Origin of the sequence: Ornithinibacillus bavariensis (genome assembly GCF_050433565.1) — a bacterium.
GTDB classification, from domain to species: Bacteria; Bacillota; Bacilli; order Bacillales; family Amphibacillaceae; genus Ornithinibacillus; species Ornithinibacillus bavariensis.
Window position 1 is genome coordinate 504,829 of the sequence record NZ_JBNPWZ010000001.1, and the last position, 12,561, is coordinate 517,389.

The following is a 12,561-nucleotide window of genomic DNA, read 5'->3' on the forward strand; positions in this document are numbered from 1 at the left end:
AATAAATCTCTTTGTTATGTGCCAGCCTCTATAAATCCGGCTTTTCTACCTTAATCAAAAGATTTTAGGTATTCGGGTTAGTATGTGGAAAGCATGCTTTAACTATCAACTTAAATCCTTTATTTAATATGTGTACTTTTTAAGCTTTCGTATTGATTCCGTCAGTTAGCAATTTTATATTTTATTACTTTTAAAATCACATTTAAAATTGCTCTTCGGATTTATGGTAGGATCCTACTTCCTTTCATTGTCGGTTCATTCCACAGGGTTTATATTAGAAAACAAGTGTTTAACTAATATATCATTGGTTGCAAAGTTCATTTAAGTGGTGAGTAATAATTTGTTCTGTTTTTTCAATTGTGAATATATCCGGTCTTAATAGAGCATGTATGGATAAACCTTCAATGACTGCCGAAAGCCTTAATTTTTCTATTTCAATATTTATGTCTTTTCTTATATAGCCTGCTTTAATCAATATTTCAAGCAGTGCTTCCATTAAAATATATTCTCCTTCAGTTAGTTCATCTTTTTTTGTGTTCAAAGCTACACTTGTAAGTGAGCGAATGGCGAAAACTAGCCAAACGCTAGTTTCAGTTTGTTTATCCTGATCCACAGGAACCAATTCTAACAACGTTTCCTGTACCGCAATAAGAGGATTTTTTGACCATGATTTATTCTCCGACCGTTCTTTCCCACGAGCAAGAAAATAATCCATGATAAATAATAGTAATTCATCTTGATTTGAGAAATAATGTCTTAGTGCTCCGGTAGACATTCCAGCTTCAGATGCAATTCTTCGGATAGATACTTTTTCAATGCCTTCTGTTTCTATGATTTTCCAAGCTGTTTCAACGATAATTTTCCTTTTGTGATTATGATCAACTTTTTTAGGCACTCAAATCACCTCTTGTTTTTATTTCACACACTGTGTTATTATTTATTTTAACACAGTGTGTGAAATAAATAAGGGGGGATGTTTAGGTGCTTGAAATCATTGAAACATTAATTCCTACCAACATAGATTTCACAACAGCACTTCTCATTATTGTGCTCTGTGCTTTCATTGATATCTTAAGTCCCGGTGTTTTGGCAATTACAGCTTATATCCTTCTAGTACAAAAAGAAAAATTGACATCGCGTTTATTCGTTTTTTTATTATCGCTACAATTTTGCTATTTTACGATGGGGATTTTAGTTTACCTAGGAGTTGGACCAATTCTTGGTTTTATAGAAAGTATGACCAAGAATCAAATTTCAAGTTGGTTTAATACGATATTTGGTGCCGCACTTGTACTGATTAGCTTTTATAAGCCTAAAAAAGGAATGGAATCAAGATTTATGGAATGGTTACCAAATCAAGTATCTTTAAGGGCGATGATTATACTTGGTATCATTGTGTTTACGATCGAGTTTGCTACTGCTTTACCGTATTTTTACTCAATTTTATTAATGGATGGTTTAGCTTTTAATACCGCGATGTCTGTTAGTATTTTATTTGGTTATAACGTAATTATGGTACTTCCTTCAATCTTACTATTGATCATTTATATACTATTTAGAAGCTGGATACAGAGCAAGCTCGAAAGACTAAGAAAAAAATTAGTAAAAGCTCCATTGTCTTCTGTATTAGTGGCAGTGGCAGTTATTGGGGCGATTTTATTCAATATTGGAATTAGGGGGATTTTGTAATGATTTCAGGAGTTAATTTTTTGAAAGGGGATATAGTGTTATGAAAGAGATTGTAAGCGGTGCAAGTATACTTTTATTTATTCAAGGAGTTGGAGGTATCATAAACCGATTAACAAATGGAGGGCCAAGCTGGTTTCTGGTAAATTACATTGACGCTTTGCAAGGATATGAAATCATTGCCAGTATAGTTTTAGTTATACTGGGAGCAATTATTGGTGTAGGTTCTCTCAAAATAAAAAATAGAGATGACTAACCTATTATCTCTTCAAGATTTTAGTGACTTCATTCAAAAAATTTTTTTAAATCGGAATATAACTTTACAGTTATATTCCGATTGTGTTATATTCGATAATATGAATATGTCAAACATCGGGAAGGGGATGCGATGAAAATAGACATTGAATTAATGAGGTGAACAACATTGATGGGTAAACTGAAAAGCATAGATATATCTATGCTGAGCGCATTGGCTGAACCTAAACGGATGGCAATCGTTGAGTTGCTTCGCGATGGACCCCTAACGGTGGGAGAAATCGCTAAACGGCTGGAACTGAGCCAGCCACATGCTTCAAAGCATTTAAAGGTGCTGAGTGATAATGGAATTGTAGAAGTAAAGCCAGAAGCTAATCGTCGATATTACAAGCTACGACTTGAGCCCTTTCAAGTAATAGAATATTGGGCAACTTCCTTTCAAACACATTTGGAAAAGAGACTCGACAACTTGGACGACTATGTACAAGAATTGAAAAACGATCGAAAAAGAGATGAGTGAAAAAATAAGGAGGAAAAATTATGTCAAATAACAAGATGGTTTCAAGAGTAGAGAATGAAAGGTTTCTAGTTTTAGAGCGCGTTTATGATATGCCACGTAATCAACTATTTCAATTATTTAAAGAACCAGAGCATTTAAAGCGCTGGTGGAGTACGGACGGTTGGGAACTACCAGTTTGTAACATGGACTTTCGTCCAGGGGGTGTATGGCACTATTGCATGAAATGTGTTGATAAGAGTCAAGAAGAATATGGAATGGAATCTTGGAACAAAACCATTTATAAAGAAATTATTGAGCCAGAAAAGATTGTCTATAACGATTATTTTTCAGACGCAGAAGGTAATATCAATGAGTCTATGCCATCTCCAGAGGTCACGATGGAATTCATCGATTTAGGCAGTCAAACGAAACTGGTCAGTCGTTCTGAATTCGATTCAGCAGATTCTCTTCAAGCTGTTTTGGACATGGGATTGCTAGAGGGTATCAAACAAACGTGGGATAGTTTAGATGCACTGGTTGGGAGCTTAAATTAACGTAGGGGACAAGACTTTGATAATTTAATATGAGTTTAACATGATGAAAAATATTCACAATGGGATTGACCAAAGTAGTTAGTCGCCTTTTAATACATCTTGAAGGGATCGCAAATAAATAGAAGAAGTTACGGAAAAAGGCAATAGCTTTAGATACTAGATTGAATAAGCTCGAGAAGGAAGAGAAAACAAATGAACTCCCTCCACTTAAAATGGATTTATTGATTTCAGAAACGTTTAAAAACGAGTTATACCGTGTTGAAGATGTTTCTGGTGTAAAACGGGTATTATGAAAGGCAGTCAGTTTTAATGTCAGGGGTGGTGATAAGCTGGCAATTATCGGCTCTAACGGTGCAGGTAAGACCACCCTTATTTAAAAAACCATTCAGAATAAGTCAGGCTTAATTAGGTTTTGGTATTCTATTTCTAATTTCTCTGTGGGGTTAATACTCAATCTACTGAGAACTTCTGTGATTCTTGTTTCAAGTAAGAGCTTTTTATCCTCTTTTATATCTAGGGGAAGGGCAAGGGTATCGCACCTCAAAAGTTAGATTGGTTACTCTAACTTTTAGGGTGCGGTTCCGATTGACCCTATTTTTACTTTTCCAATTTAATATTGCTTCTCTAACTCAATTCCTGTATAGAAATGCTTTAGTATCTCCTCATAAGTATAACCGTATACTGCCATCCCCATTGCACCAACTTGAGACATTCCGACACCATGCCCCCAGCCACCGCCTTCAGCCTTGAATCCGGTTACAGAGTTAGTTTCCTCATCGAGGATTGGCTCGATATGGAATAATGTGCTACGTAATACGCTCATGTCACCATTTTCGTTCATATATTTTAGTGCCCAACGGATGCGATCTTTATATTCATAGAAGTTGCCTTTATCAGTAACGAATTCAATTTCTAGCACCCTACCATTGGAGCGATTCAACACATTAATTTCATAGACCTCATTGATATTCGTACTGAAATAGTCGCTCACGACTAACCTCATCTCTTCACTTGTCCATTCATGACTCCAGCGGTAATATTTTGACCAATCCTTTTCAAATTCAATACCCCTTTTAATTCGATTTGCGTTCTGTGATTGATCTTTTTCATTTATGGTTACTCGCTCGGAGACAGGTACAGATCGTAAATAAGGGATTGGTTCAGAGGACCAGACATCCTCATTGTTAGCAGTGATACCCCCGCTAGTTGAATGATAAACCGCGTTGATTAATTCTCCGTTATATGTTGCAACAATGCCTTCTGTTTCTTGTACAGCTTGAGTAGAAAGAGATTGCTCTACATCATATCCACCATATACTTGATCAGCTGTAGTTGGAAGTAAATCATATCCATCAACACTGCGCTTACCTAGTCCAGATATGGCATATGTCCTAGCAGCTACTGCCTGTGACTTCTGTGCTTCAAGCTCATTGTAGGGTGATGGTGATAATTCAAGAGGAACTACACCATATAAATATTCTTCTAACGGTAGCTCATTTATACCAGCCAATGTACCACTACTGTTAAAACCAACTTCACCTATACCGCGATATTGCTTTCCATTCATCGTAATGAATCCATTTTCTGACTTTATTTGTACAGCTCCTTGGACAATTTCCTCCATGTCGTCAGCTCTTACTAGTACCGTTTCTTCCCCGCTTGATGTAGTAATTAGTCTCCAAAAGGAATCACTGCTAGCAAGCCCTTTACTGATAACTTCTTGACGAAACGCTTCTCGTTCTCCCCATCCCGCGTTTTCAGGGAATTTTCCTATTAGCATGCGCCAGCCACCATTATAATCCTCAATAAAGGTTTCATAGCCAGCTGTTTCGGCCCTTCTTACCCAATCCAACATATTAGCTTCATTCGTGGTCCAGCCAGTCTGAAGTCGATAATTCGTCTCAATTATTGCCGAAGAGGACAGTTCTACTGTTACGGTATTATTTACACCAGTGTAAATAATCGCACCAGTATCTTTGTTCATAATAGTAAAATCTTGCTTGCCGCCAATAATAATTGATTCAGCGGATGGTACAACACCAATTCGAATCATTTGAATCTGGGTGTCTGCGAAGCTAGTAATAGAGTTTCCAAGAAAGGTTAATAAGACAATCAAGCCACAGCCTAGAAGTCTACCAAGCTTTTTAATCACAACTTCACCTCCGATTTTTAAGCACTTACATTTACTATTCAACACGGACAAGAGGATTCCTCTTTCTTTCCTATGAGGAAAAAGAACTTTTTTTCATAGTTTTGTAGGCTTAAAGTATGAATCTGCCAATAATTTACTGAAATTAAAATACATTTTTTTGTTAAAAAATATGAATTTGTATTTCAAAATGTTCGTTTTCATGTATAATAGTAGTGATTTTATAATTCTGAAAAGTAGTCATAGCAATATGTATAGTACAAAGATATATTTTTTCGTCTTTTAAAGGGTAATGTAAGCGTTATCAAATTTGAATTAGTCTAAAAAATTCTTTAAAAGAGGTGTTGTGATGAGTGATAAGTATCATGTCATGATAGTTGGAGCACACTGTGGTGATGCTGAAATTCAAGCAGGGGCTATTGCGTACAAATATGCCAAAGCAGGTCATAAGGTTACTTTTTTACATTTAACTGCAGGAGAAAAAGGAAATCCTCCACATCTTTCAGTAGAAGCATATCGTGAACAAAAAATAAGAGAAGCAGAGAAGGCAGCCGTAATACTTGGTGGGAAGTGTATTACTTTAGACTATAAAGATGCCGAATTGAAAGAAGATGATGAGACGATTACAGAAGTTGCTAAGATTTTCCGTAAAGAGAAGCCTAATGTCGTCATTACACATTGGGAAAACAGTATGCATCCAGACCATGCACTTTGTCCAAGAATAGTACAGTCTGCCTGGCTAAAAGCAGCACTTCCTGGTTTTAATATAGAGGGACTAGAACCTCATTCGATTACGAGAATGTTCCATAGTGAAAACTGGGAGGATATGGAAGGGTATGTGCCAGATGTTTATGTTGATGTCACAGAGGAGTTTGATACATACTTAGAGGCATTATCCCAATATTGGTTTATTATGAATTCTAGTTCCTTTCGTTACTATGACTATTATAAGGCATTAGGAACAATGAGAGGTTGCCTAGCGAGAACCACCTATGCACAAACATTAAAATTCCCGACTGGTGCAAACACAAGAAAAGGGAAATCAATCCCAGGCTTTGAAATTTTGACAACAATGGAGTGATTAAGATGGAAAAAGATTTAAAAAAGAAAATCGGACAGCTCATGGTATTTGGATTCAAAGGGAAGACTGCTACGCCTGAGATTAAAAAACTTATACGGGAGCATCAGGTTGGTGGCATTATTTTATTTGCTAGAAACATTGGAACGACAGAGGAAGTACTTGCATTGACAAAGGAACTTCAACGGGAAGCAAAGGAAGCAGGACATGAAAAGCCACTGTTGATTTGCGTCGATCAGGAGAATGGTGTAGTTCGTAGACTTGGCGACGGTGCGACAATATTTCCAGGTTCTATGCTACTAGGTGCTGCTGGTCGAAGTGAAAATGCCTACATAACAGGATTATTAACAGGTAGAGAATTAAAGGCTCTAGGGATTAACTGGAACTTAGCCCCCGTATTAGACGTCAATAATAATCCGAATAATCCGGTAATTGGTGTTCGTTCCTATAGTGAATCAGCAGAGATAGTGGCTGAATTCGGAAAACAAGCTGTGAAGGGAATGCAGGATGCTGGATTAATAACAACAATAAAGCATTTCCCAGGTCATGGGGATACTAGTGTCGATTCCCATCTTGATTTACCTGTTATTTCACATGGAATGGAAAGACTAGAAGAAGTAGAGCTAAAACCGTTCCGAGAGGTGATAAAGCAAGGCGCTGACACAATCATGTCTGCACATGTGTACTTCCCAGCAATTGAGGACCGTGAAAATGTACCAGCTACTTTATCTAGAAAAGTCATTACAGGACTACTTCGTGAAAAATTAGGCTATCAAGGTGTCATCACGACAGACTGTATGGAAATGAATGCTATTTCCGAGGGGATTGGAACGGCTGAAGGAGCGGTTGAAGCATTAAAAGCTGGAGTTGATTTAATTATGGTTTCTCATCTCCAGTCGCGACAATATGAAACATTAAGTCTAGTTGAGGCAGCTGTTCGATCGGGGGAAATCGCTGAAGAGGTTATTGATGCTGCTTACGGTAGGGTTATGGTCTTGAAGGAAAAGTATTTAGCATGGGACGATATTTCACTAGATTCAATGGAAGTAGTTCCTCCAGTTGTCGGGAGTAAGTTACATGAGGTAGAGGCTCGTGAGATTTATAAGCAGGGAATTACTATCGTGAAGAATGAAGGAGATTTACTTCCTCTTCAACTAGAGGATGCCGACCGAATTTTAGTAGTTTACCCAGAGAATAGTTATGCGATGCAAGTAGAGGATAAAAGATATGCAACCTTTTCACTTGGTGAAGCGGTTCGACAATTACACAAAAACACAGAAGTTGTTGAATTATCAAACCCACCAAAGGTTGAAGAAATTGAACAAGTACAACAAATCGCTAAGAATTTCGAGGCTGTTATTGTAGGCACACTAACCGTTATGCCCGATGATCAACAAGTAAGATTAGTAGAGGCATTATATAAGGAAAATAAACAAATCGCGGTCATTGCAACTAGAAGTCCATATGATATTGCTTATTTACCAGATATTCCTGCCTATATTGCTACCTATGAATTTACTACACCAGCATTACAAATTGCTGTGGATGCATTATTTGGAAAAGAGAAGGTAAAAGGGAAATTACCTGTAACTTTGCCATAGAAGAAGGGATGAGGATGATGTTTTCTGGAAAAGAATTTTGCTACGCTATCGGACTTATGTCTGGAACCTCTGTAGATGGAATTGATGCTGCTGTCGTAAAAATTTATGAGAATGATGATATACGTATGGAACTAGTGCATTTTGATTCCATCCAATATGAAGCGGCTATACGGAATGCAATCCTAGCACTTTGTAATCCAAAGCAAGCTAGAATTGAGATGATTTCGGGTATGAATATGCTTCTTGGTGAGCTTTTTTCAGATGCTGTAAGGAAGGTTATTCAGGACGCAGGACTTCAACCAGAAGATATTTCCTTTATCAGTTCTCATGGCCAAACTATTTTTCATCAACCAGAACCACAGCTAATTGGCAAACATCCAGTTACCTCTACATTACAAATCGGCGATATTAGCATGATAGCTGAAAGAACAGGAATTACAACAGTTGGGGATTTTCGCACTAGAGATATGGCGGTTGGTGGACAAGGGGCACCACTAGTACCGTATGCTGATTATTTATTATTTCGCCATAGGGAGGTTGGTAGAGTACTAGTCAATATTGGAGGAATCTCTAATTTGACAGTACTCCCGGCTAATGCCGAAGAATCAGATGTGTTAGCCTATGATACTGGCCCTGGGAATATGATTATCGATTATTTTGCAAATCAAATTACACATGGAAAGCGTTCATTTGATCAGGATGGACGTATTGCTAGTGCGGGTAAAGTTCATGGACCATGGTTAGAAGAGTTGTTACGTGAGCCTTATTACAGTCAAACTCCACCCAAATCAACGGGTAGAGAGCTTTTTGGGGAAGTGTATGCACGTAAACTATGGGATGAAGCGAATCGACTCGGTATAAGTGAAGAAGACCGCATTGCAACCGTTACAACCTTAACGGCAAAAACAATAACGAATGAAATTGACCGTCATATGGCGAAAGGAAGTATTCGTGAAGTTTACATTAGTGGTGGAGGAAGTAACAATTTATTCTTAATGAAACAAATTGAAAGCGCTTTACCTAATGGGGTAACCTTACGAAGAATGGATGAATTGGGTGTATCGGCTGATGCAAAGGAGGCAATGGTCTTTGCATTACTAGGGTATCAATATTTAAATAAGAGAACCAATAATTTACCATCCGCAACAGGTGCTACTAAGAAAGTAATGATGGGTAAGGTAGCCTGGGGAAGCTAAGGAGGTGAAATAGTTTTTCGCAATCATGATTTAAATGTTAACTATCGATTACTTAAAAGCTAGGGGGAAGTATTTAATGAGAGGAAAGTTGAAGTTAGTTTTTATGTTGCTATTTGCTTCTACATTTGTATTCATATTGAGTGCATGTGGAAAAGATTCAGCAGGGGAGACAGATGAAGACGGTAATTGGAAAGGGAAAATTACGATTTGGGATGGTCCAAGATGGGCACAAGAAGGGGACACTTCTGGCGAAGAAGGGAAAGGAAATCAATATTTTTGGCTAGAAGGAAAAATTGAAGCGTTTGAAAAGTCTCATCCAGGTGTTGAAATTGAGCTTATTAAAGTTCCTTGGGCAGAGTTACCAGATAAGCTAGGTGTTAATATTGCTGGTCAATCTTGGCCGGATATTGCTCCAGTAGATATAAGTGGTAGTGCTGTAAGTATAGATCATATTGATCAAGGTGTTATCGAGCCCTTAGATGACTTCTTTACCGAAGATGAGCTTAAAGATTTTTACGAAAATGCATTAGATGCATACACCTATGATGGAAAACTATATGGTATTCCAAACTCACTAACCGTTCACTCCATGTTACTCAACCTTGATCTATTTAAGGAAGCGGGTGTGGAGCCACCAGCTAATGGCGAATGGACATGGGATGAATTTCTTGATACAGCCAAAAAATTAACCTTTGACCGTGATGGTGATGGAAAGATAGATGTATACGGATTTTCTACCTATATCCTGCCTGGATATTATGAGGCATGGCCATTCTTCTATATGAATGGAGCTCAGCCTTTAAGTGATGACTTAACTGAATTCACATTTGATTCACCTGAAGCTATTGAATCCATTCAAGCATTAGCAGATTTAAAGCTAGTAGAAGAAGCAGCCCCTGTATCCATGGGTGGTGCTGATGTAGGTGGTACGTTCCAGGCTTGGGCAAATGAAGAACAACGGACTGTAGCAATGGAGCCTTGGGCAACCTGGGCAATCACCTCGACTCAGTCGTCTTATCCAACGAACTTTATGGTTGCTAATTATCCTACTGGTTCCACCGGAGAGCCTGTAACCATTGGTGGTGTTGGCGGCTGGACAATGTTCCATCAAGAGAGTGATGCTAAGAAGGAAGTTGTAGCAGAATTTATGAAGTTCATCTCTTCAACGGATGAGCAATATCTAATGTCAAAAGAATATGGTATCTTCCCTGCACGAATCAGTGCTGCTGAGAAGGAACCTTTCGCAGACAACCCAGAAATGGCACGTGCACAAGAAATGTCTTCACAGGTTGTTATGCTTCCACGTCACCCAGAGTGGAAGAAAATAGACGAAATCATTCAACGTGAATTACAGCTTGTATTTAATGGTGAGAAAACCGCTGAAGAAGCAATGGCAACGGCGAAGCCAGAGGTAGAAGCATTACTGCAAAAATAATAATGGGTAATCCAGTAGGCTGCAGTATATAAAAGTCTACTGGATTACTTAATAGCTGAGAAGATGTTGCTCGACTGTAGAAAATCAAAGCGTAAAAAATTCACAACAATAAGTAACACATAAGATCTACTAATTTGTAATATTACATATTTAAAACAAACAGCGGGGAGGGAAAGCTTTGGAAATATCAGGGGCGTTCAAAAATACTGGAAAGAATTTGAAAAGAACCGGTAAACAAATTCGCAAAAATTATGCAGCCTATCTTTTCTTACTTCCTAAATTGATCTTATTTACTTTATTTATAGCTATTCCAGTTGTGTGGGCATTTGTTCTGTCTTTTCAAGAGTACCGCATTACAGAGTCTAATATATTTGCAGGATTAGACAATTATAAGCAAGTGTTGGAAAGTGAGGCATTTAGAGAAGCGTTACTAAATACAACGATATATACTGTAGTGACAGTTCCGTTTAATGTTATCACTGCGTTAATTGCGGCATCCTTAATACATTCACTTGGAAGGTTTGCTCAGAACTTTTTCCGGGCTGCATTTTATCTACCTACAGTTACTTCCATGGTAATTATTGCGATGGTTTGGCGTTGGATGTATAACTACGAATTTGGTTTGTTTAACTATGTAATAGGTTGGTTTGGTATGGAGCCGATTAACTGGCTGGGACAAACGAATTCTGCATTAATGGCAATTATTATTATGCAAATGTTAATTCCATTTGGTGTTGGAATTATTTTATATTTAGCTTCCATGAGCTCGATTTCTGAATCACTTTATGAGGCAGCGACAATTGATGGTGCAAATGCTTTCCAAAAATGGGTTCGAATTACGATTCCAATGCTAACCCCATCAACAGTATATCTAACGCTACTTAGTACTATTGGTTCTTTCCAGGTATTTACACAAATTATATTAATGACTGGTGGGGGTCCAGGTTATGCAACGGAAACTTTAGTGCATTTAATCTATAAAACTGGATTTAGAGACTTTGAGTTTGGATTAGCAGCAGCACAGTCTGTCGTATTATTCTTGATTATTCTCGTCATTTCTGTGTTTCAATACAGAGTGTTAAATCGTAGGAACTAGGAGGGAAATACATGAAAAAGCGGTTTAGTATTCAAAAAACAATTACATATTTGTTGTTATCTGTTGCTGCAGTTATTTCCCTTTTACCACTATACTGGGTATTTAGTACTTCTCTACAGCTTAAAAGTTATCAGGACGAGGATCTTGAGAGGCCAACCTCCTATGTTAATGCAAACCCACCAAAAATGTTTCCGGTAGGTATTACGGAATACTTTGAGCATTGGGGGAAAGCAAGGGATGCTGAAAAAATCGGGGATAGTGAACAGGAAGCATATCATCGACAGGTTATGGATAATATTGTAACCGATATGTTTTCTGGTTTTAGGCAATTGTTCCAACAAAACAGTATGGGATTATGGTTCTTTAATAGTTTGTATATTGGGATTGTAGTGACACTCGGAATCCTATTATTTGACTCGATGGCGGGCTATGTTCTTGCGAAAAAGAGATTCCCTGGTCGTAATTTTATCTTCTGGTTGATCATTTCTACGATGATGATTCCTTCACAGGTTACGCTAGTTCCGATGTTTATTATGGTCCGAGATTTAGGTTTAATGGATACACATTGGGCATTAATTTTACCAGACCTCTCCATGGTATTTGGAGTATTTTTAATGCGTCAATTTATGTTCTCAATTCCTGATGAGTTAATCGAAGCGGCCAAAATTGATGGGGCAAGCGAATGGAAAACATTTTGGAAGATTGTCCTTCCACTTGCAAGGCCAGGTCTAGCAGCGCTTGGAATATTCACCTTTATGAATGTGTGGAATTCCTTCCTATGGCCGATCATTGTGTTGAATAGTGCTAAACTATATACTCTCCCAGTAGGTCTAAAAACATTACAGGATGCAAACCTTGCAGACTTCAAGCTACTAATGAGTGGAGCAGCAATTGCAGCAATTCCAATGATTATTGTGTTCCTTCTATTCCAACGTCATTTTGTAAAGGGATTAACCTTGGGTGGTGTAAAGGAATAGAGAATGACTTAAGTTAAAACCTAAAACATTATAGG

The 12,561-nt window shown here is 37.8% G+C and carries 12 protein-coding genes and 1 pseudogene; 11 read left to right on the top strand and 2 right to left on the bottom strand.

Annotated elements, in window-relative coordinates; translation table 11 throughout:
* Positions 1-301: 301 nt before the first annotated feature.
* A complete protein-coding gene (locus HNR27_RS02270; protein WP_212919956.1) occupies positions 302-895 on the bottom strand; it encodes a TetR/AcrR family transcriptional regulator in 594 nt (197 codons plus the stop codon).
* 86 nt (positions 896-981) lie between these two features.
* Between HNR27_RS02270 and HNR27_RS02275 the strand changes: the two genes are divergently transcribed.
* The 5 genes and pseudogenes from HNR27_RS02275 to HNR27_RS02295 form a co-directional block, all read left to right on the top strand.
* Positions 982-1,689, top strand: coding sequence for a GAP family protein (locus HNR27_RS02275; protein WP_212919955.1), 708 nt, complete (start codon positions 982-984; stop codon positions 1,687-1,689).
* A gap of 40 nt (positions 1,690-1,729) precedes the next feature.
* The gene (locus HNR27_RS02280) at positions 1,730-1,942 is read left to right on the top strand and encodes a hypothetical protein (protein ID WP_429338603.1); all 213 of its coding nucleotides are present in this window, start codon (positions 1,730-1,732) and stop codon (positions 1,940-1,942) included.
* A 168-nt stretch (positions 1,943-2,110) separates the two neighbouring features.
* Positions 2,111-2,461, top strand: a complete 351-nt coding sequence (locus tag HNR27_RS02285) for an ArsR/SmtB family transcription factor (RefSeq protein ID WP_429338604.1) — start codon at positions 2,111-2,113, stop codon at positions 2,459-2,461.
* A 20-nt stretch (positions 2,462-2,481) separates the two neighbouring features.
* A complete protein-coding gene (locus HNR27_RS02290; RefSeq protein WP_429338605.1) occupies positions 2,482-2,994 on the top strand; it encodes an SRPBCC domain-containing protein in 513 nt (170 codons plus the stop codon).
* Positions 2,995-3,116: 122 nt separating this feature from the next.
* Positions 3,117-3,368: pseudogene (locus tag HNR27_RS02295) on the top strand (ATP-binding cassette domain-containing protein); the annotation flags it as partial.
* Between the two features lie 236 nt (positions 3,369-3,604).
* Here HNR27_RS02295 and HNR27_RS02300 read toward each other — a convergent pair.
* The gene (locus HNR27_RS02300; protein ID WP_429338606.1) at positions 3,605-5,146 is read right to left on the bottom strand and encodes a SpoIID/LytB domain-containing protein; all 1,542 of its coding nucleotides are present in this window, start codon (positions 5,144-5,146) and stop codon (positions 3,605-3,607) included.
* 346 nt (positions 5,147-5,492) lie between these two features.
* Between HNR27_RS02300 and HNR27_RS02305 the strand changes: the two genes are divergently transcribed.
* From HNR27_RS02305 to HNR27_RS02330, 6 genes are all read left to right on the top strand, one after another.
* On the top strand, positions 5,493-6,224 hold the full coding sequence (locus tag HNR27_RS02305) for a PIG-L deacetylase family protein (RefSeq protein WP_429338607.1): 732 nt from the start codon (positions 5,493-5,495) through the stop codon (positions 6,222-6,224).
* Positions 6,225-6,229: 5 nt separating this feature from the next.
* Positions 6,230-7,822, top strand: coding sequence for a beta-N-acetylhexosaminidase (gene nagZ, locus HNR27_RS02310; RefSeq protein ID WP_429338608.1), 1,593 nt, complete (start codon positions 6,230-6,232; stop codon positions 7,820-7,822).
* Positions 7,823-7,836: 14 nt separating this feature from the next.
* The gene (locus tag HNR27_RS02315; protein WP_429338609.1) at positions 7,837-9,018 is read left to right on the top strand and encodes an anhydro-N-acetylmuramic acid kinase; all 1,182 of its coding nucleotides are present in this window, start codon (positions 7,837-7,839) and stop codon (positions 9,016-9,018) included.
* Between the two features lie 76 nt (positions 9,019-9,094).
* Positions 9,095-10,453 (top strand): ABC transporter substrate-binding protein, encoded by a 1,359-nt coding sequence (locus HNR27_RS02320; protein WP_429338610.1) that lies wholly within the window; start codon positions 9,095-9,097, stop codon positions 10,451-10,453.
* A 178-nt stretch (positions 10,454-10,631) separates the two neighbouring features.
* On the top strand, positions 10,632-11,549 hold the full coding sequence (locus HNR27_RS02325) for a carbohydrate ABC transporter permease (RefSeq protein ID WP_429338611.1): 918 nt from the start codon (positions 10,632-10,634) through the stop codon (positions 11,547-11,549).
* Between the two features lie 11 nt (positions 11,550-11,560).
* Positions 11,561-12,526 (top strand): carbohydrate ABC transporter permease, encoded by a 966-nt coding sequence (locus tag HNR27_RS02330; protein WP_429338612.1) that lies wholly within the window; start codon positions 11,561-11,563, stop codon positions 12,524-12,526.
* The last annotated feature ends 35 nt before the right edge of the window (positions 12,527-12,561 follow it).

What these genes read in the sequence shown, in the direction of transcription:
- nagZ (WP_429338608.1), top strand. Translation starts at nt 6,230, where the DNA reads ATGGAAAAAGATTTAAAAAAGAAAATCGGACAGCTCATGGTATTTGGA.
- HNR27_RS02320 (WP_429338610.1), top strand. Translation starts at nt 9,095, where the DNA reads ATGAGAGGAAAGTTGAAGTTAGTTTTTATGTTGCTATTTGCTTCTACA.
- HNR27_RS02305 (WP_429338607.1), top strand. Translation starts at nt 5,493, where the DNA reads ATGAGTGATAAGTATCATGTCATGATAGTTGGAGCACACTGTGGTGAT.
- HNR27_RS02280 (WP_429338603.1), top strand. Translation starts at nt 1,730, where the DNA reads ATGAAAGAGATTGTAAGCGGTGCAAGTATACTTTTATTTATTCAAGGA.
- HNR27_RS02315 (WP_429338609.1), top strand. Translation starts at nt 7,837, where the DNA reads ATGATGTTTTCTGGAAAAGAATTTTGCTACGCTATCGGACTTATGTCT.
- HNR27_RS02290 (WP_429338605.1), top strand. Translation starts at nt 2,482, where the DNA reads ATGTCAAATAACAAGATGGTTTCAAGAGTAGAGAATGAAAGGTTTCTA.
- HNR27_RS02330 (WP_429338612.1), top strand. Translation starts at nt 11,561, where the DNA reads ATGAAAAAGCGGTTTAGTATTCAAAAAACAATTACATATTTGTTGTTA.